The 18,042-nt window shown below is 72.6% G+C and carries 17 protein-coding genes; 7 read left to right on the forward strand and 10 right to left on the reverse strand.

What is annotated here, in order from left to right; all coding sequences use genetic code 11:
* Window positions 1-75 precede the first annotated feature (75 nt).
* Window positions 76-252 (reverse strand): hypothetical protein, encoded by a 177-nt coding sequence (locus E2C06_RS37350; protein WP_165982193.1) that lies wholly within the window; start codon window positions 250-252, stop codon window positions 76-78.
* Window positions 253-538: 286 nt separating this feature from the next.
* On the opposite strand from E2C06_RS37350, the gene E2C06_RS03880 reads away from it, so the two are divergent.
* From E2C06_RS03880 to E2C06_RS03900, 5 genes are all read left to right on the forward strand, one after another.
* On the forward strand, window positions 539-1,594 hold the full coding sequence (locus tag E2C06_RS03880) for an ABC transporter ATP-binding protein (protein WP_133287254.1): 1,056 nt from the start codon (window positions 539-541) through the stop codon (window positions 1,592-1,594).
* Window positions 1,595-1,616: 22 nt separating this feature from the next.
* On the forward strand, window positions 1,617-2,627 hold the full coding sequence (locus tag E2C06_RS03885) for an ABC transporter ATP-binding protein (RefSeq protein WP_206664422.1): 1,011 nt from the start codon (window positions 1,617-1,619) through the stop codon (window positions 2,625-2,627).
* 51 nt (window positions 2,628-2,678) lie between these two features.
* Window positions 2,679-4,256: a fatty acyl-CoA synthetase gene (locus tag E2C06_RS03890; protein ID WP_133287255.1), complete on the forward strand. Its 1,578-nt coding sequence runs from the start codon at window positions 2,679-2,681 to the stop codon at window positions 4,254-4,256.
* A 63-nt stretch (window positions 4,257-4,319) separates the two neighbouring features.
* Complete coding sequence (locus E2C06_RS03895) at window positions 4,320-6,005, forward strand: thiamine pyrophosphate-dependent enzyme (protein ID WP_133287256.1); 1,686 nt, start codon at window positions 4,320-4,322, stop codon at window positions 6,003-6,005.
* A gap of 334 nt (window positions 6,006-6,339) precedes the next feature.
* Window positions 6,340-7,617 (forward strand): tetratricopeptide repeat protein, encoded by a 1,278-nt coding sequence (locus E2C06_RS03900; RefSeq protein WP_133287257.1) that lies wholly within the window; start codon window positions 6,340-6,342, stop codon window positions 7,615-7,617.
* A 137-nt stretch (window positions 7,618-7,754) separates the two neighbouring features.
* Here E2C06_RS03900 and E2C06_RS03905 read toward each other — a convergent pair whose 3' ends face one another.
* From E2C06_RS03905 to phnG, 9 genes are read right to left on the reverse strand one after another with little or no spacing between them, the layout of a single operon-like run.
* Entirely contained in the window at window positions 7,755-9,539 is a 1,785-nt protein-coding gene (locus tag E2C06_RS03905) for a gamma-glutamyltransferase family protein (RefSeq protein WP_133287258.1), read from the reverse strand.
* Window positions 9,540-9,597: 58 nt separating this feature from the next.
* Entirely contained in the window at window positions 9,598-10,293 is a 696-nt protein-coding gene (locus E2C06_RS03910) for a DUF1045 domain-containing protein (protein WP_241671106.1), read from the reverse strand.
* A gap of 22 nt (window positions 10,294-10,315) precedes the next feature.
* Window positions 10,316-11,455, reverse strand: a complete 1,140-nt coding sequence (locus E2C06_RS03915) for an alpha-D-ribose 1-methylphosphonate 5-triphosphate diphosphatase (protein ID WP_133287259.1) — start codon at window positions 11,453-11,455, stop codon at window positions 10,316-10,318.
* The gene (gene phnL / locus E2C06_RS03920; RefSeq protein WP_133287260.1) at window positions 11,452-12,150 is read right to left on the reverse strand and encodes a phosphonate C-P lyase system protein PhnL; all 699 of its coding nucleotides are present in this window, start codon (window positions 12,148-12,150) and stop codon (window positions 11,452-11,454) included. The genes E2C06_RS03915 and phnL overlap by 4 nt, the downstream gene beginning before the upstream one ends.
* A complete protein-coding gene (gene phnK / locus E2C06_RS03925) occupies window positions 12,147-12,920 on the reverse strand; it encodes a phosphonate C-P lyase system protein PhnK (RefSeq protein ID WP_133287261.1) in 774 nt (257 codons plus the stop codon). The genes phnL and phnK overlap by 4 nt, the downstream gene beginning before the upstream one ends.
* Window positions 12,917-13,837: an alpha-D-ribose 1-methylphosphonate 5-phosphate C-P-lyase PhnJ gene (locus E2C06_RS03930; RefSeq protein ID WP_133287262.1), complete on the reverse strand. Its 921-nt coding sequence runs from the start codon at window positions 13,835-13,837 to the stop codon at window positions 12,917-12,919. Before E2C06_RS03930 ends, phnK begins: the two co-directional genes overlap by 4 nt.
* Window positions 13,834-14,913 carry a carbon-phosphorus lyase complex subunit PhnI gene (locus tag E2C06_RS03935; RefSeq protein WP_133287263.1) on the reverse strand — a complete coding sequence of 360 codons (1,080 nt, stop codon included), beginning with the start codon at window positions 14,911-14,913 and terminating at the stop codon, window positions 13,834-13,836. The genes E2C06_RS03930 and E2C06_RS03935 overlap by 4 nt, the downstream gene beginning before the upstream one ends.
* On the reverse strand, window positions 14,913-15,500 hold the full coding sequence (gene phnH / locus E2C06_RS03940; protein WP_133287264.1) for a phosphonate C-P lyase system protein PhnH: 588 nt from the start codon (window positions 15,498-15,500) through the stop codon (window positions 14,913-14,915). Before phnH ends, E2C06_RS03935 begins: the two co-directional genes overlap by 1 nt.
* Before the next feature lie 22 nt (window positions 15,501-15,522).
* Entirely contained in the window at window positions 15,523-15,999 is a 477-nt protein-coding gene (phnG, locus tag E2C06_RS03945) for a phosphonate C-P lyase system protein PhnG (RefSeq protein ID WP_133287265.1), read from the reverse strand.
* Window positions 16,000-16,092: 93 nt separating this feature from the next.
* Here phnG and phnF point away from each other — a divergent pair, with 93 nt between their 5' ends.
* Together phnF and E2C06_RS03955 are read left to right on the forward strand one after the other, a co-directional pair.
* On the forward strand, window positions 16,093-16,839 hold the full coding sequence (gene phnF, locus E2C06_RS03950) for a phosphonate metabolism transcriptional regulator PhnF (protein WP_133287369.1): 747 nt from the start codon (window positions 16,093-16,095) through the stop codon (window positions 16,837-16,839).
* 2 nt (window positions 16,840-16,841) lie between these two features.
* Entirely contained in the window at window positions 16,842-17,987 is a 1,146-nt protein-coding gene (locus E2C06_RS03955; protein ID WP_133287266.1) for an alpha-D-ribose 1-methylphosphonate 5-triphosphate diphosphatase, read from the forward strand.
* Window positions 17,988-18,042 lie beyond the last annotated feature (55 nt).

Here is an 18,042-nt window from a genome sequence, read left to right on the forward strand (position 1 = left end):
CGTGGACGATCGCACACCCGGTTGGCGTGAGTTTGTCAATGGTCTGAGCACTACCACGCCAGGCGCTCCCGGCCGTCACAGTCGCTTCGTCGTGCTTTCGCCATAAGCCTGGGGCAGGGCTGTGACGGCAGCGGGGGCGAAGGTGGCGACGACGGAGATGCGCCTGCCGTCGAGGCCATGCCGCGCCGCTCTGGCTTCGGCCGCAGCGTCCGATCTGTGCTGGCGTGGCATCGGCGAGCTATGGCCGTGCATGTATGCGATCCTGTAGGTCCCGAGTTGCGCAATAGCCAAGGCGCAGCGCGATGCCTGCGGCGATGCGATCCGGCGGTGGCCGTCGTGCAGGCTGATGAATGAGACGGGCGGGCGCCGGAGGCATCACAAAGGTCGCCCGGGTCGCGGCGACCGATCCACCGGGCCGGAAGATGGCGTGCGGGCGGGCGGCGGGGAAGCGGCACTGCCCAGCAAGCAGGCAGGCGCCCCCGGCGGCTCCGGCCGCCTCCGCTTCGCCAGTGGCACGCGTTTTGCTGCATCGTACCCCATGAGCATTGCCCCAAGCACCACTGCGGATCGCGGCGGACCGGCCCAGCCCCTGCTGCTCGTCCAGGACCTGCAGAAGCATTTTCCCATCAAGGGCGGCATCTTCGGCGCGACTGTGGCCACCGTCCGCGCGGTGGACGGCGTCTCCTTCGCCGTCCGCAAGGGCGAGACGCTGGGAATCGTCGGCGAGAGCGGCTGCGGCAAATCCACCACCGCCCGGCTGCTGATGCAGCTGATGGCGCCGGATGCCGGGCACCTGGTCTTTGACGGCGAGGGCGTCGGCGAGCATGCCCAGACCGGCGGCATGTCGTTGAAGGACTACCGCCGCCAGGTGCAGATGGTCTTCCAGGACAGCTACGCCTCGCTCAATCCCCGGCTGCCGATCGAGGACAGCATCGCCTTCGCCCCCAAGGTGCATGGCGTCTCCGACGCCGAGGCCCGCGCCAGGGCGCGCGAGATGCTGGCTGCTGTCGGCCTCGCCCCGGCGACCTTCGCCCGCCGCTACCCGCACGAGCTCTCCGGCGGCCAGCGGCAGCGGGTCAACATCGCCCGGGCCCTTGCCCTGCAGCCGCGCCTGGTGCTGCTGGACGAGCCGGTCTCGGCCCTCGACAAAAGCGTCGAGGCGCAGGTGCTGAACCTGCTGGTCGACCTGAAGGAGAAGTTCGGCCTCACCTACCTCTTCATCAGCCACGACCTGAACGTCGTGCAGTACATCTCCGACCGGGTGCTGGTGATGTATCTCGGCGAGGTCGCCGAGATGGGGCCGGTCGACGCCATCTACGACCGTCCGGCGCATCCCTACACCCAGGCCCTGCTGGCCAGCCGGCCGGCGATGGATCCCGGCAAGCGGCGGATGGAGCCGCCGCTGACCGGCGATCCGCCGAACCCGATCAACCCGCCTTCCGGCTGCCGCTTCCGTACCCGCTGCCCGCATGCCGAGGCGGTCTGCGCCGACCGCAAGCCGATCGCCGCCGACCTTGGCGAGGGACATCTCGCCGCCTGCCACATGGCGGCGCCCGGCAGCGGGCACAGCAGGGCGGGGAGGCTGGCGGCATGAGCGTCCTGTCGGAGACATGCCAATGAGCGAAGTCCTGGAACGTTCGGCCGTGGCGTCTACCGTGGTGCCGCTCGTGAAGATGCGCGACGTCGGCGTCCGCTTCGTCACCCGCGACCGCACCGTCAACGCGGTCAACGGCGTCGATGTCGACCTCGCCGCCGGCGAGGTGCTCTGCATCCTCGGCGAGTCCGGCTCCGGCAAGTCGGTGACGATGCGCGCCCTGATGCGACTGCTGCCGCGCTTCGCCCAGGTCACAGGCCGCATCGAGGTCGGCGGCCGCGATGTCATGGCGATGAACGAGGGCCAGCTGCAGGATTTCCGCGGCGGCGACGTGGCGATGATCTTCCAGGAGCCGATGACCGCGCTCGATCCGGTCTTCACGGTGGGCCGGCAGATCGCCGAGACGGTGCAGCGGCACGAGGGGATCTCCCGCTCCGCCGCCGATGCCCGGGCGCTCGAGCTGCTGGAACTCGTCCAGATCCCCTCGGCCAAGCGGCGCCTCGCGGCCTATCCGCACGAGCTCTCGGGCGGCCTCCGGCAGCGGGCGATGATCGCGGTGGCGCTGGCCTGCAAGCCGAAGCTGCTGCTGGCCGACGAGCCGACCACGGCGTTGGATGCAACCGTGCAGATCCAGGTCCTGCTGCTGCTGCGCCGGCTCCAGGAGCAGATGGGCATGGGCGTCATCTTCGTCACCCACGACCTCGGCGTGGCCGGCGAGATCGCCGACCGCGTCGCCGTCATGTATGCCGGCAAGGTGGTCGAGGAAGGCCCGGTCGAGGCGCTGATGCGCGGCCCGCTGCACCCCTATCCGCGCGGCCTGCTGGGCGCCACGGTGCATCCCGGCATGCGCGGCAAGCGGCTCACCACCATCCCCGGCGCGCCGCCGAGCCTGGAGACGGCGCCCACCACCTGCCCCTTCCAGCCGCGCTGCGCCGAGGCCGAGCCGGCCTGCTCGACCGAGATCGGCCCGGCGCCGCGCCGCCCGGTGCCCGGGCGGATGGCCCGCTGCGTGAAAGTCCCCGCGGCGGGGTGATTTCCGCCGCCCCCCCCGCCGGATAGGATGCCGGAAAACGGGGAGGCATCCATGGCTGAGATCGGCGCGCGGGCACGGCGCAACACCATCGGCGATGCGGTCCGGCGGGCAGGCGCCCGGTTCCGCGACCGCCCGGCGCTCCGCTTCGGCGACCGGCGCTGGAGCTTCGCCGCGCTGGACCTGGCTGCCGACCGGGTGGCCCGCATGCTGCTCGACAGCGGCCTGGCGCCTGGCGACCGCGTCGTCGCCTTCGGCAAGAACTCGGACGGCTTCCTGCTGCTCTGGCTCGGCTGCGCCCGGGCCGGGCTGGTGCATGTCCCGGCCAACTTCGCCCTGACCACGCCGGAGCTCGACTACATCCTGCGGCAATGCGGCGCCGCCGCCATCTTTGTCCAGCCGGCGCTGCGCCAGGTGGCGGATGCCGCCGGCGGCGCGCTGCTGCGCGGTACGCTCGATGCGGGGGACGGGCGGCACGACATCCTGGCCGCCGCCACGGACCCGCGCTGGGGCCAGCCGGGCGACCCGGAGGTGGGCGCGGGCGTCGAGGACACCGGCCTCGTCCAGCTGCAATATACCTCGGGCACCACCGGCCAGCCGAAGGGCGCGATGATGACGCACCGCGCCATCCTGGCCGAATATGCCAGCGTGACGGTCGAACTCGAGATGCGCCGCGACGACCGGGCACTGGCCGCTCTGCCGCTCTACCACACCGCGCAGATGCACTGCTTCACCATGCCGCAGCTGCTGAACGGCGCCTTCACCATCCTGCTGGAGGCGCCGAACCCGGCCCTGGTGCTGGAGCTGGTCGAGGCGGAGCGGATCACCAGCTTCTTCGCCCCGCCGACGCTCTGGATCACCCTGCTGCAGCACCCCGACTTCGCCCGCCGCGACCTGTCGAGCCTGCGCAACATCTATTACGGCGCCTCGATCATGCCGGTCCCGGTGCTGCAGGAGCTGCGTGCCCGGCTGCCCGGCGCGCGGCCCTTCAACTGCTACGGCCAGAGCGAGATCGCCCCGCTGGCGACCGTGCTGCGGCCGGAGGAGCACGAGGCCCGCCCCGGCTCGGTCGGCCGCGCCGTGCTGAATGTCGAGACCCGCGTGGTGGATGCCGAGATGCGCGACGTGGCGCCCGGCGAGCGCGGCGAGGTGGTGCACCGCTCCCCGCAACTCCTCCTCGGTTACTGGGACATGCCGGAGGAGACCGCGCGCGCCTTCGAGGGCGGCTGGTTCCACAGCGGCGACGTCGCCACGATCGATGCGGAAGGCTACCTGGCGATCGTCGACCGCACCAAGGACCTGATCAACACCGGCGGCGTGCTGGTGGCGAGCCGCGAGGTGGAGGAGGCCCTCTTCACCCATCCCGCCGTCGCCGAGGTCGCCGTCATCGCGGTGCCCGACCCGAAATGGATCGAGGCGGTGGCCGCCGTCGTCGTCCTCCGCGGCGAGGCGCCGGCCGAGATCGAGGCCGCGCTGCTGGCCCATGCGCGCGAGCACCTGGCCGCCTACAAGGTGCCGAAGCGCATCATCCTGGCCGAGAGCCTGCCGAAGAACACCGCGGGCAAGCTGCTGAAGCGGGAGCTCCGGCAGCTCTACGCCGGGACCGAAAGCGGCGCCCTCGGCGCGGGGTGACGGCCCGGCGGGCCGCTTGTATGGTCCGCCGCGACCAATGACGACAACACGGGGACGACGCGAATGACGCAGGCGGCAGGGCGCGAGGCACGGCTCGGCGGGCATATCCTGGCCGATGCGCTGGTGGCGCAGGGGGTGACCCATGCCTTCTGCGTGCCGGGCGAGAGCTACCTCGACCTGCTCGACGGCCTCTATGCCCAGCGCAACCGGATCGAGCTGGTGACCTGCCGGTTCGAGGCCGGCGCCGTCCACATGGCCGAGGCCTATGGCAAGCTGACGGGCAAGCCGGGCGTCGCCCTCGTTACCCGCGGTCCCGGCGCCTGCCACGCGGCGATCGGCGTCCATGTCGCCTTCCAGGACAGCACGCCGCTGGTCCTCATCATCGGCCAGATCCCCTTCGAAGAAACCGACCGCGAGTCCTTCCAGGAGGTCGACTACCGCAAGATGTTCGCCCCCCTCGCCAAGTGGGTGACGCAGATCGACGACGCGGCGCGCATCCCCGAGCTGATGGCGCATGCCTTCGACGTGGCGACCAGCGGCCGGCCCGGCCCGGTGGTGGTGGCGATCTCCGAGGAGATGCAGAAGCACCTGGCCACCGTCCCCGACCTGCCGCCGGCCGAGGTGCTGCCGCCGCATCCGGCGCCGGATGCGCTCACCCGCATGATGGGCATGCTGGCCCGCGCCGAGCGGCCGCTGGTGGTGCTCGGCGGCGGCGCCGGCTGGTCGCAGCAGGGCCGGGCGGACATCAAGGAATTCCTCGTCGCCAACGACCTGCCCGTCGCGGTCTCCTTCCGCCGGATGGGGCTGTTCGACGGCAGCCATCCCAACTACGTCGGCGATCTCGGCGTCGGCGCCGATGCGGCGCTGGTGAAGCGGGCGCAGGAGAGCGACCTCTTCATCGCCATCGGCACCCGGATCGGCGAGACGGTGAGCCAGGGCTACACCCTCTTCGACATGGCAGGCGCCAAGCCGATCATTCATATCTACCCCGACCAGGCCGAGATCGGCCGGGTCTATCGCCCGGCGCTCGGCATCACCGCCGACCTCAATGCCTTCGCCGCCTTGGCGAAGGCCACCCCGCCGGTGGCGAAGCCCGCCTGGTCCGGCTGGCGCGCCGAGCTGCGCGCGGCGCGCGAGGCACAGGCCAAGCCGCCGAGCTATGACGGCCCGCTGAACCTCGCCGTGGCGCTGCAGGAGCTCGAGGCGATCCTGCCGCCCGACACCATCTTCACCACCGATGCCGGCAACTTCGCCACCTGGCCGCAGCGCTTCATGCATGTGCGCGAGGGCCAGGACTTCCTCGGCCCGACCAACGGCGCCATGGGCTATTCGGTGCCGGCGGCGATCGGCGCCAAGATCGTTTTCCCCGAGCGCACGGTGGTCTCCTTCGTCGGCGACGGCGGCTTCCTGATGACGGGGCAGGAGATCGCCACCGCCTTCCACCATAAGGTCAACCCGATCGTCCTGGTCTTCAACAACGGCATGTACGGCACCATCCGCATGCACCAGGAGAAGCACTACCCCGCCCGGGTCTCGGCGACCGCGCTGACCAACCCCGACTTCGCCAAGTTCATCGAGAGCTTCGGCGGCCATGGCGAGATCGTCGAGGCGACCGACCAGCTGGTCCCGGCCTTCAGGCGGGCGGTGGCCAGCGGCAAGCCGGCGGTGATCGAGGTACGGACCAACCCTGAGCAGGTGACCAACCGCAGCACCATCGCCCAGCTTCGCGCGCAGGCCGCGAAGGCATAGCGCGGTCGGGCCGCCGTCGATGCGGTTTTCGGACAAATGAGCCGGCCAGGCCGCGGGATGATGGTTTTCGGACAAAGCCCCAGGCCGCGGCCGATACCTGCGGCTTTCGGGCAAACGTCGAACGCTCGCCGCGGCCGGCGCTGGGGGGCTTCGCAGGACGGGCCGGGGTGATACGGGGGAAATCGGGCATGGCGCCTCGCTGCCGCGGTTCTGCCGCCGAGCCTATCCGGTGGCGGACAGAATTTCCAGAAAATAATCCTATTGCTGGTCTCCGGCCCTTGTCGGCCCGGCCGCGGCCCCGCTGGCCTTTCGCCCCCGGACGGGAAAGCCGCGCATGCTGACCGACCGCTACGGCCTGGCCCTCGACACCGGCTCCGCCGCGGCGCGGGACGCCTATGTCGCCGGCTGCGAACGGCTGCTCAGCATGTATCCCGGCGCCGAGGCGCTGTTCGAGGATGCCATCGCCGCCGATCCGGGCTTCGGCCTGGCCCGGATGGCCCGCGCCCGGGCCTTCCAGATGGCCGAGGACGCCGCCGGCACCCGGGCCGCGCTCGATGCCGCCGCTTCCGCCGCCCTGCCGCCGCGCGCCGCCTCCCAGGCCCGGGTCTTCCGGCAGATGCTGGAAGGCCAGCCGCAGGCGGCGCTCGCCGCGGTGCGGACGCATCTGGCGGAATGGCCCTGCGACGCTCTGGTGCTGAGCACCACCGCCAACCAGACCGGGCTGATCGGCCTCTCCGGCCTGGCCGGGCGGGAGCAGGACCTGGCCGACCTGCTCGACGGCCTGGCGCCGCATTATGGCGACGACTGGTGGTTCGGCGCGCATCACGGCATGGCGCTGTCCGAGGTGGGGCAGGTGGCCCGGGCGCGGCCGATCCTCGAACGCTCCCAGGCCGGCAATCCACGCAACGGCTACATCGCCCACAGCATCGGCCACCTGCACTACCAAACGGGCGACCATGCCGGCGCCGTCGCCTTCCTGCGCGGCTGGCTGCCAGGCTATCCCAGGGCCGGACGGCTGCATGGCCACCTGCACTGGCACCTCGCGCTGAGCGAATTGCAGGGCGGCAATGCCGAGGAAGGCTTCCGCCTCTACGCGGAAGCCTTCGCCGCCGAGGAATACCACGCGCCGGCCCGGCTCAAGCTGACCGACGGCGCGTCCTTCCTGTGGCGCGCCGAACTCGCCGGCCAGCCGCGCGACCCCGACCGCTGGCGGGCGCTGCATGCCTTTGCCGCGGCGGTCGCGCCGCGGCCGGGGATGCCGCTGGCCGACTGGCACGTGGCGCTGACCCAGGCGGTGCTCGGCGACGGTGAGGGGCTGGCGGCCCGGGCCGAGGCCATGGCGGCGATGACCGCCGCCGGGCGCTACCCCGCCGGCCCGGCGATCACCGCGCTCGGCCGCGGCTTCGCCGCCATGGTGCGGCAGGATTTCGACGCGGCGATCGAGGCCCTCCTGCCGGTGCTGCCGGAGCGCGAGCGGATCGGCGGCAGCCGGGCGCAGGTCGACCTGGTGGAGGCGACCCTGCTCAAGGCCTATCTCGGCGCCGGGCGGCTGGAGGAGATGCGGAGGTTGCTGGCGGCGCGGCGGCCCGGCGCGGCAGCGCTGCCCGTCTGAAGGAAGGCCGGGGAGAAGGTATTCTGCCCGGACCCCTCATCTATTTCTGGGAGTCTTGCACCGCCGCGCGGCGACGCCCGACCCACAAAAGGGAAGGGAGGGGTTTGGGGAGGGAACACCTGTTTCCCTCCCCAACCCTACCGCCCCACCGCGTAGCCCTGCATGCCGCGGGGATTGGCCCCGGCGAAGATCTGCCCGTCCGGCTCCAGCCGCGCCCCGGTCAGCCGGCCTTCCGACCACTCGCCGCCCATCTCCGCCGCATGGCCGCGAGCAGTGAGGTCCGAGAGCACCTCCGGTGCGAAGCGGCCCTCGACCACCACCTTGCCGGGGCGGGCGCCGCGGGGCCAGAAGCTGCTGATCCAGTGCTCCGAATGGAAGCTCGGCAGGTCGATCGCCTGCTGGATGTTGAAGCGGTGGTCCACCATCCGCATCAGCATGATCGGCTGCCACTGGTCCTGCTGCTCGCCGCCCGGGGTGCCGAAGCTCATCCAGGGCTTGCCGTCGCGCAGCACCATGCTGGGCGAAAGCGTGGTACGCGGCCGCTTGCCGGGCTGTAGGCCGTTCGGCAGCGTCTCGTCCAGCCAGAACATCTGGCAGCGCGACCCGAGGCAGAAGCCGAGCCCGGGGATCGCCGGCGAGGATTGCAGCCAGCCGGCAGAGGGCGTCGCGCTGACGAAATTGCCCCACTTGTCGATCACGTCGATATGGCAGGTGTCGCCGCCCGAGGCGCCGAGGCGGGAGACTGTCGGCTCCCCGGTGCCGGCCGCCGCCGCCATGTCGCGCGCGCGGCGCAGCGCCGCCGGGTAGTCGGTGCGCGGCGTGCGGCCCTCGGGCGAGCCCGGGCGCCAGTCGTTGTTGGCCTGCGCACCGATCAGCCGGCGGCGCTCGGCGGCATAGGCGTCGGACAGCAGCGCCGTCATCGGCACGTCGGTGAAGTCGGGGTCGCCGTAATAGGCCTCGCGGTCGGCGTAGGAGAGCTTCATCGCCTCCACGACCGTATGGACGAACTCGGCGCCCACCGGGTCCATGGCGGCGATGTCGAAGCCTTCCAGCAGCGCCAGGGTCTGCAGCATCGCCGGCCCCTGGCTCCAGGGGCCGCATTTCAGCACGGTGTGGCCGCGGTAGTCGTGCGTCAGCGGCGTCTCGATGCCGGCCCGCCAGCCGGCCATGTCGTCGGCCGTCAGCAGCGCGGCATGCCGGCGGCCGGAGGTGTCAAGCGCCTCGAAGCTGCGGCCGAAGCGGTCGATCGCCTCGGCGACGAAGCCGCCGTACCAGGCATCCCGCGCCGCATCGATCTGCGTGACGCGGTCGGAGCCGGCCGCCTCGGCCTCGCGCACCACCCGGGCATAGGTTTCGGCGAGTTCCGGGTTGGTGTAGAGCCGGCCCGGCTTCGGCCCGCCGTCGCGCAGCCAGAGCGCGGCGCTGCTCGGCCAGGCGGATTCGAACAACGGCCGCACCGTCTCGAGCGTCGCCGAGACCCGCGGCACCACATGCGCGCCGCGCGCGGCATAGCCGATGGCGTATTCGAGGACGTCGCGGAGCTTCCAGGTGCCGTGGTCGCGCAGCATCAGCGCCCAGGCATCGAAGGCGCCGGGGACCGGCGCGCAGAGGAAGCCGGTGCCGGGCACGATGTCCAGCCCGAGCGACTGCATCTTCCCGACCGTCATGGCGCGCGGCGCCGGCCCCTGGCCGCAGATCACCTGCTGGGTGCCGAGTGCGGCGCTGTGCAGGATGATCGGGCAGTCGCCACCCGGGCCGTTCAGGTGCGGCTCGACGATCTGCAGGGTGAAGCCGGCGGCCGCGGCGGCGTCGAAGGCATTGCCGCCGCGCTCCAGCACAGACATCCCGACCTGGGAGGCGATCCAATGGGTGGTGGCGACGGCCCCGAAGGTGCCGGCGATCTCGGGGCGGGTGGTGAACATGGGGGCAGGCTCCGCGGGACGCTTCCTGGCCGGATTGGCGCAGCCCGCGCCCCGTCGGTCAACCGCCCAGCGGCAGGCGCTCGGCGATCAGGAAGGGCGCGCCGGCCGCCGCCTGGGTGAAGAGGCAGATCGCCGTGACCCGGCGCGGCCGGGCCGGGGCATCGCCGAGAAAGTCGGTGACCGCCGGCAGCGCCACCGCCTTCTCGGCAGGCGTCAGCCGCCGGGTCAGGGTGACGTGGAAGCGCCATTCCTCGAAGACATAAGGGTAGCCCCAGCGGTCCAGCAGCGCCTCCTGCCGCGGGCTGAGCCCGGACTTGCGCCGCCGCGCCAGCTCCGCCTCGGCGGGCGGCGCGCGGCAGGGGTCGAGCGCCTCGACGCAGGCGTCGGCCAGCGGTCGCAGGGCCGGGCAGGGCGCCGATTCGCGCAGCGCCAGGAAGCCCTGCAGGTCCTGCACCGCCAGCGGCGGCAGGTCGAAGGGCGCCAGCCGCGCCGCCAGCGCCTCGGCCGCCGCGACCGCCTCGGCCCAGGACAGGCCGAGCCGGAAGGGCGGCTTCAGCGTCGCGTGCAGGCCGTAGCCGCGCGGGTCGGCGGTGAGCTCGGCGATGTCGAGGCCCGGCAGCTTGGGCTGCCGCAGCGGCGCGCCGGTCTCGGCGTCCCGGCCGAGCCAGGCGGAGCCGAGCGCGTGCAGCGGGTCGTCGAGCTCGGGCGCCCAGTAGAGCGCGAGCCTTGCCTCCGGCCGGGGCGCCCCGATCACGGCATGGTCCCCGGCGCGTGGTTCACGCGACCCGCTCCCCGGCCCGCCAGACCTGGCGGACGAAGGGCAGCTCGCCGATGGCGGCGACACGCGCCAGGTCGGCCCGCAGCCCCGCCTCCAGCCGGCCGCGATCGGCAAGCCGCACCATCCGCGCCGGCGCATCGGTCAGCATGGCGACCGCGGCGGGCAGGCTGATTCCGGTCTCGGCGGCCGAGCGCCAGGCCGCCTCGACCAGCGCGGCCGGAACATAGTCGCTGGCCAGCGCGTCCACCGCACCGGCGCGGATCATCTCGGCGGCCGAGACGTTGCCGGAATGGCTGCCGCCGCGGACGATGTTGGGCGCGCCGGCGATGACCGCGACGCCGATCCGCTTCGCCTCCAGCGCGGCATCCATCACCACCGGGAATTCGCTGATGCGGATGCCGTCCTCGGCATTCTGCGCCACCGCATCGACGCTGTCGTCGTCATGCGAGGCGAGCGGCAGGTCGCGATGGGCGAGGCGCCGCAGCAGCCAGCGCCGCTGCGGCTCCCGCAGCCGGGCGCGCTGCTCCAGCAAAGCTTCGATCCGGGTAGTCACCTCGGCCTCCGAGAGCTGCATCTGGCGCTGCCGCATGGCGCGGTAGCGGGCGATGTCACGGTACTGGCCGACTCCGGGCGAATGGTCCATCAGGCTGGCCATCAGCACCCGCGGATGGTCCGCCACCGGGTCGAGCGCCTGCGGCATGTCCTGCGCCGGCAGCTCGCAGCGGAGGTGAAGGAAATGCTCCGCCTTCAGCAGCCCGGTATCGCCCAGCGCATCCAGGTCGCGGACGCCGTCGAGGAAGGTCTGGCCGCGCCCGGCATCGAAGCCGAGATCGCCGAGGCAGAGCGCGTCCAGCACCGTGGTCACGCCGGCCGCGGCGCATTGCGCGTCATGCGCCAGCATGGCGGACCGGCTGGGCCAGCGGGCATTAGCGCGCGGCAGCACCTGGCGTTCCAGGTTGTCGGTATGGACGTCGACCACCCCGGGAATCAGGTGGTTGCCCTCGAGATCCTCGGCCGCGCTCAGGTGGCTGCGGCCCGGCTGGACCTCGGCGATGAGCTTGCCGCGGAGCAGGATGGTGCCCGCGATCACCTCCGCCGGCAGGACCAGCCGGGCATTGGTGAGGATGGTTTCCTTCATGCCGCGGCCTGCATGGGGGTGACCTCGAAGAGCCGGTCGGCGACCTGGTCGCGGACCTCGGTGTCGTGGAAGATGCCGATGATGGCGGCGCCCGAGCGCTTGGCCTCCTCGATCAGTCCGATGACCACGGCGCGGTTGCCCGCGTCAAGGCTGGCGGTGGGCTCGTCCAGCAGCAGCACCGGATAGTGCGGCGCGAAGCCGCGCGCCAGGTTCACCCGCTGCTGCTCGCCGCCGGAGAAGGTGGCGGGCGGCAGGCCGTGCAGCCGGGCCGGCAGGTTCAGCCTGGCGAGCAGCGCGGCGGCGCGGGCGCGGGCCGGCTCCTGCGGCAGGCCGCGCGCGGCGAGCGGCTCGGCGACGATGTCGAGGGTCGGCACGCGCGGGATGACGCGCAGAAACTGGCTGACGTAACCGAGCGTGTCGCGCCGGACCTCCCGCACCAGCCGCGCGTCGGCGGCGGCGAGGTCCACCACCGCGTGCCGGTGGCGGAGCAGGATGCGGCCCTCGCCGGCGCCGTAATTGCCGTAGAGGCAGCGCATCAGCGTGGACTTCCCGGCACCGGAGGCCCCGGCCAGGGCAACGCATTCGCCGGGCCGGACTTCGAGCTCGACCCCGCGCAGCACCGGAATATGGGTGCCGCCCTGCAGGTGCAGGGTGAAACCCTTGCCGAGGCCTTCGGTCCGCAGCGCCCAGTTCATGCCGCCAGCACCGAGGCGACGAGGAGCTGGGTGTACTCATGCTGCGGATCGTCCAGCACCCGGTCGGTCAGCCCTTCCTCCACCACCCGGCCCTGGCGCATCACCAGCATCCGGTGCGCCAGCAGCCGCGCCGCGGCGATGTCGTGCGTCACCAGCAGCACGGCGAGGCCGAGATCGGCGACCAGCGCGCGGATCAGGTCGAGCAGCCGGGCCTGCACCGAGACGTCGAGGCCGCCGGTCGGCTCGTCCATGAAGACCAGCCGGGGATGCGTCACCAGGGTGCGGGCGATCTGCAGCCGCTGCTGCATGCCACCGGAAAAGGTGCGCGGCAGCCCGTCGATCCGGGCCGGGTCGATCTCGACCCGCTGCAGCCATTCGACCGCCTCGGCGCGGATCGCGCCGTAGTGGCGGGCGCCGGTGGCCATCAGCCGCTCGCCGATATTGCCACCGGCGGAGACGCCGAGGCGGAGCCCGTCGCGCGGGTTCTGGTGGACGAAGCCCCAGTCGGTGCGGTGCAGCCGCCGCATCGCGGCTTCCGGCATGGCCTGCACCGCATGGGCCGCGCCGGCGGGGTCGCGGTAGAGCACCTCCCCCGCATCCGGCCGCAGCAGGCCGGACAGCACGCGCAGCAGCGTGGTCTTGCCGGAGCCGGATTCGCCGACGATGGCGACGACCTCGCCCGGCCAGATCGACAGGGCCACGTCGTCGAGCGCGGCGACCGGGCCGTAGCGGAGCGAGAGGCCGGTGGCCTCGAGCAGCGCCGCGCTCATTCCGCGGCCTCCCGCCCGGCCTGGCGCGTGGTGCAGTAGTCCGTGTCGGAGCAGACGAACATCCTGCCGCCGGCATCGTCGGTCACCACCTCGTCGAGATAGCTCTCCCGGCTGCCGCAGAGCGCGCAGGCGGCGTCGGCGCGGATCGGCTCGAAGGGATGGTCCTCGAAGTCGAGGCTGCGGACATCCGTGTAGGGCGGCACCGCGTAGATCCGCTTCTCCCGCCCGGCGCCGAAGAGCTGCAGCGCCGGCATGCGGTGCATCTTCGGGTTGTCGAAGGACGGGATGGGGGAGGGCGACATGAGATAGCGGCCGCCAACCATGACCGGGTAGTTGTAGGAGGTTGCGATATGGCCATGCCGCGCGATGTCCTCATAGAGCTTCACGTGCATCAGGCTGTAGTCGGCCAGCGCGTGCATCCGCTTCGTCTCCGCCACGCGCGGCTCCAGCCGGAACAGCGGCTCCGGCATCGGCACCTGGTAGACCAGCACCTGCCCCTCCCGCAGCGGGGTCTCGGGGATGCGGTGGCGGGTCTGGATGATGCTCGCCGCCGCGGTCCGCTCGGTCGTGGCGACGCCTGCCACCTTGGCGAAGAAGCGGCGGATGGAGACGGCGTTGGTGGTATCGTCGGCGCCCTGGTCGATGACCTTCAGCGTGTCGCCCGGGCCGATCACCGCCGCCGTCACCTGGATGCCGCCGGTGCCCCAGCCATAGGGCAGCGGCATCTCCCGGCTGCCGAAGGGGACCTGGTGACCGGGGATCGCCACCGCCTTCAGCAGGGCGCGGCGGATCATCCGCTTGGTGTTCTCGTCGAGGTAGCCGACGTTGTAGCCGGATATCTGCCCGGCCGGTCCACGGTTCCGGTGCTCGACGCCTGCAGGTGCTCCGCCCTGTGCCGATCGGATGGGCGCCGTCATTCCGCGGCCTCCCGCAGCGCCGTGGCCCTCAGCTGGCGGATCTTCTCGAGCTCCGACTGGAAGTCGACGTAGTGCGGCAGCTTCAGGTGCTCGACGAAGCCGGTCGCCTCCACGTTGTCGCAGTGGTAGAGCACGAATTCCTGGCTCTGGGCCGGGGCATCGGCTTCCTCGCCCAGCTCGGCGCCGCGCAGCGCGCGGTCGACCAGCGCCATGGCCATGGCCTTCCGTTCGGCATGGCCGAAGACCAGCCCGTAGCCGCGGGTGAATTGCGGCGGCTCGGTCTTCGATCCCGCGAACTGGTTGACCATCTGGCATTCCGTCACCGTGAGGTCGCCGATCTCGATGGCGAAGCCGAGCTCGGGCGGGGTGATCTCGACCGCCACCTCGCCCATGCGGATCTCGCCGACGAAGGGATGTGCGTTGCCGTAGCCGCGCTGGGTCGAATAGCCGAGCGCCAGCAGGAAGCCCTCATCGCCGCGCGCCAGCGCCTGCAGCCGCAGCGGCCGTTCCGCGGGGAAGGCCAGCGGCTCGCGCGTCAGGTCGGGTGGCGGGGCGTCCGAGGCCGCCTCGGCCTGCATCAGGCCTTCCTGCGCCAGGATGCCGGTGACCCGCGGCATGGACGCCGCCTCGGCCGCGGCCTGCGGTGCGGGCGGCGGCGGCTCGCCGGCCGCGGCCAGCGCGAAGTCCAGGAGACGGTGGGTATAGTCGAAGGTCGGCCCCAGCACCTGGCCGCCCGGCAGGTCCTTGTAGGTGGCGCTGATCCGCCGGCGGATCCGCATGGCGCCGGTGTCGAGCGGCTCGCTCCCGGCGAAGCGGGGCAGGGTGGTGCGATAGGCGCGCAGCAGGAAGGCGGCCTCGATCAGGTCGCCGCGCGCCTGCTTGATGGCGAGAGCTGCCAGGCCGCGGTCGTGGCAGGCGCCCTCCGCCATCACCCGGTCCACCGCGAGGCCGAGCTGCTGGCCGATCTGCTCGACCGTCAGTTCCGGCAGCGCCGGATCGCCACGGCGTTCCTCGGCCAGCCAGGCATGCGCGGCATCGATCGCCGCCTCGCCACCCTTGACGGCAACATAGGCCATCAGCCGATCTCCAATGCGGTGGTGCGGGGCAGGGCGGCCAGCCGGTCGCCGGCGCAGAGCAAGAGGTCGATGCCGCAGGGGAAGCGCGCTCGGTTGCCCTGCCACGCCGCGGCGAAGCCCTCCGGCAGGCCGGTGACGCGCAGCCAGTGGGCATGCTCGATTCCCGGCCCGGTCAGGCGCCACCCATCGCCCTCCTCCAGCGCCGCGACCTCAAGGATCAGCGTGGCGGAGCGGTGCGGCTCCTCATCGGTGCCCTGGGCGAGGTCGCGCAACGCCGGCGGCGGGCCGCTGGCCAGCAAGAAGGCGGCCTCGGCCGGGGCGGCGACGATCGGCGCGCCGGCATGGAAGCGCAGCCAGGCCTCGGCCGCGGCACCGGCATCCAGCCAGACCGGGGTATCCGCATCCGACAGCGTCAGCAGCACCGCCGCCGCCGCGGCCCCGAGCGGCGCCGGCGGCGCCAGCGGCGGCGAGAGCCCGGCCAGCCGCTGCACCCGGCCCGGCCGCGACATGGCATCCAGCACCGCGCGGAAGCAGCGCTGCGCATCGAGCACCGGCTCGCCGAAGCCAGCGGTCAATGTGCCGGTCATCGCATGGTCGCCGTTGTGATGGTCATCGCATGGTTGCCATTGTGAAGAACTGCACCCGCGTCGCCGCCGCCCTGGCCGCGTCCCGCGCCGCGCGGGCGGCCTGGGCGGCGGCCAGCGGCTCGATCACCGCCGCCAGCAGGCTGGCCTGGCGCCCGGGATCCTGCAGCGCGGCGTCGAGCACCGCGGCGATCTCCGCCTGGCCGGCATCGCGGCCGGCGACATAGGCATGGCCGACCGTGCCGTCGTCGAGGGTGATGCTGCAGCGGGTGACCGTCAGCTCGCCGAGGTTGAAGGGCGCACCGTCGCCGCCCTGCCGGCCGCGGGCCATGACCAGCCCGGTCTCCGGGCCGCGCAGCCGGCGATGCGCCGGCAAGGGCGGGGCTGCCTGCAGCAGGCTGGCGATCTCGGCGCGGCTCGCCCGTGCCAGGATGCCCATCCAGCAGCGCCGGGCGGCGCTCGCGGTCGGGGCGGGGTTCGGCGCGTCGGCTGCCAGGCTCATGGCTTCGTCTATAAAGGTCTAGACAAGTAGATGTCTAGCCGGATATCCAGCAGGCATGTGCCATGGCAGGCTGCGCGCATGCTTGAAACTTCCATGACAGGTGCGGAGGCCAGCGCCTCGCCGCTGGCGCGCGGCCAGGGCGTCGCGCTCTGGCGGCAGATCGCCGGCGCGCTGGAACAGCGGATCGGCGCCGTCCCCTTGCTGCCCGGCACGCGCCTGCCGACGGAAGCGGAGCTTTCCGCCCGCTTCGGCGTGAACCGCCACACCGTCCGCCGCGCCATGGAGGAATTGCAGGCCCGCGGCCTGGTGCGGATCGAGCAGGGCCGCGGCAGCTTCGTCGCCGAGGACGTGCTGGAATACCCGCTCGGCCCGCGCACCCGTTTCTCCGAGACCATCCGCCGGCAGAACCGCGAGCCGCAGGGCCGTATCCTGCGGCTGGAGGAGATCGACGCGGACGGCCTGGTGGCCGAGGCGCTGAAGCTGCGCCGCAACCGCCCCGTGGTCATCGCCGAGCGGCTCGGCCTGGTGGACGGCCGCCCGGTGGTGCTCGGCGCGCACTACTTCTCCGTCGCCCGCTTCCCCGGCATCGCCCGCCTGCTGGCCGAGAACGCCTCCATCACCCATGCGCTGGCCGCGCTCGGCGTCGCCGACTACCGGCGGCTCACGACCCGCATCACCGCCCGCATGCCGACCGCCGAGGAAGCCACCGTGCTGGAGCAGTCGCGCACCCGGCCGGTGCTGGTGACCGAGGCGGTCAACGTGGACAATGCCGGCGAGCCCGTCGAGTTGAGCGTCGCCTGCTATGCCGCGGGCCGCATGCAGATCCTGGTGGAAAGCTGAGCATGGAAGAACGGGCCTGGCGGATTGCCGGCGGCGCCGCGCTGCTGGACGGCGCGCTGCGCCGGGCTGACCTGGCGCTGGCGGAAGGCCTGGTTGCCGAGGCCGCGCCGGATGCGAGGCTGCTGGATGCGCGCGGCCTGCTGGTGCTGCCCGGGCTGGTCGACATCCATGGCGACGCGCATGAGCGCAGCCTGCAGCCGCGGCCGGGCATCGGCTTTCCCGTGGATCTCGCGCTGCGCGACACCGCGACGCAGTTGCTGGGCTGCGGCATCACCACGGCCTATCTCGGCGTCACCCTGTCCTGGGAGCCGGGGCTGCGCTCGCTCGAGACCTGGCGGCTGCTGATGGCGGCGCTCGACGCGGCGCGGCCGGGCCTCGCGCCCGACCTGCGGGTGCATCTGCGGTTCGAGGCCGACAACCTGGATGCGCTGGACGACGCGCTGGCCGACATCGCCGCGGGCCGGGTGCATCTGCTCGGCTTCAATGACCACACGCCCTCGATCGTCCGAAAGCTCGGCAGCGAGAAGGAGGTGGCGAAATATGCCGGCCGCGCCGGCATGGCGCCCGCCGAGTTTCGCGTGCTGGCCGAGCGGGTCGCGGCGCGCCGGGGCGAGGTGCCGGCGGCGCGCGAACGGCTGGCGGCGGCGGCACGGGCGGCGGGCCTGCCCATGCTGAGCCATGACGACGCGTCGCTCGAGGACCGCGCGCATTACCGCGGCCATGGCGCCCGCATCTGCGAATTCCCGATGGCCGAGGCGGTCGCCGCCGATGCCCGCGTGCATGGCGAGGCGGTGGTGATGGGCGCGCCCAACGTGGTGCGGGGCGGCAGCCATCTCGGCTGGGCCAGCGCCGCGCCGCTGGCCGAACGCGGCCTGGTGACGGTGCTGGCCAGCGACTATCACTGGCCGGCGCTGCTGGAGGCGCCCTTCGCCATGGCGCGGCGCGGCCGGATGGACCTGGCGGCGGCCTGGGCGCTGGTCTCGGCCAACCCGGCCGCGGCGGCCGGGCTGGGGGACCGCGGCGCGCTGCGGCCGGGGCTGCGGGGCGATGTGGTGGTGGTCGATCCGGCCGGGCCCAGCGTGGTCGCCGTGTTCAGCGCCGGGCGGTTGGCGCAGTTGACGGCGGCGGGCGCGGCGCGGCTGGGCTAGGAAGGTTGGGGAGGGAAAAGCATTCCCTCCCCAACCTTTCTTTTTGTGGGTCGGC

The sequence above is a fragment of the Dankookia rubra genome, from assembly GCF_004355005.1.
GTDB classification, from domain to species: Bacteria; Pseudomonadota; Alphaproteobacteria; order Acetobacterales; family Acetobacteraceae; genus Paracraurococcus; species Paracraurococcus ruber_A.

Excerpts from the sequence above, each read along its gene's own strand:
- E2C06_RS03955 (WP_133287266.1), top strand. The coding sequence starts at position 16,842 with ATGGAAGAACGGGCCTGGCGGATTGCCGGCGGCGCCGCGCTGCTGGAC.
- E2C06_RS03895 (WP_133287256.1), top strand. The coding sequence starts at position 4,320 with ATGACGCAGGCGGCAGGGCGCGAGGCACGGCTCGGCGGGCATATCCTG.
- phnK (WP_133287261.1), bottom strand. The coding sequence starts at position 12,920 with ATGAGCGCGGCGCTGCTCGAGGCCACCGGCCTCTCGCTCCGCTACGGC.
- phnG (WP_133287265.1), bottom strand. The coding sequence starts at position 15,999 with ATGAGCCTGGCAGCCGACGCGCCGAACCCCGCCCCGACCGCGAGCGCC.
- E2C06_RS37350 (WP_165982193.1), bottom strand. The coding sequence starts at position 252 with ATGCACGGCCATAGCTCGCCGATGCCACGCCAGCACAGATCGGACGCT.
- phnH (WP_133287264.1), bottom strand. The coding sequence starts at position 15,500 with ATGACCGGCACATTGACCGCTGGCTTCGGCGAGCCGGTGCTCGATGCG.
- E2C06_RS03880 (WP_133287254.1), top strand. The coding sequence starts at position 539 with ATGAGCATTGCCCCAAGCACCACTGCGGATCGCGGCGGACCGGCCCAG.
- E2C06_RS03905 (WP_133287258.1), bottom strand. The coding sequence starts at position 9,539 with ATGTTCACCACCCGCCCCGAGATCGCCGGCACCTTCGGGGCCGTCGCC.
- E2C06_RS03915 (WP_133287259.1), bottom strand. The coding sequence starts at position 11,455 with ATGAAGGAAACCATCCTCACCAATGCCCGGCTGGTCCTGCCGGCGGAG.
- E2C06_RS03935 (WP_133287263.1), bottom strand. The coding sequence starts at position 14,913 with ATGGCCTATGTTGCCGTCAAGGGTGGCGAGGCGGCGATCGATGCCGCG.
- E2C06_RS03930 (WP_133287262.1), bottom strand. The coding sequence starts at position 13,837 with ATGACGGCGCCCATCCGATCGGCACAGGGCGGAGCACCTGCAGGCGTC.
- E2C06_RS03885 (WP_206664422.1), top strand. The coding sequence starts at position 1,617 with ATGAGCGAAGTCCTGGAACGTTCGGCCGTGGCGTCTACCGTGGTGCCG.
- E2C06_RS03890 (WP_133287255.1), top strand. The coding sequence starts at position 2,679 with ATGGCTGAGATCGGCGCGCGGGCACGGCGCAACACCATCGGCGATGCG.
- phnF (WP_133287369.1), top strand. The coding sequence starts at position 16,093 with ATGACAGGTGCGGAGGCCAGCGCCTCGCCGCTGGCGCGCGGCCAGGGC.
- E2C06_RS03900 (WP_133287257.1), top strand. The coding sequence starts at position 6,340 with ATGCTGACCGACCGCTACGGCCTGGCCCTCGACACCGGCTCCGCCGCG.
- phnL (WP_133287260.1), bottom strand. The coding sequence starts at position 12,150 with ATGAACTGGGCGCTGCGGACCGAAGGCCTCGGCAAGGGTTTCACCCTG.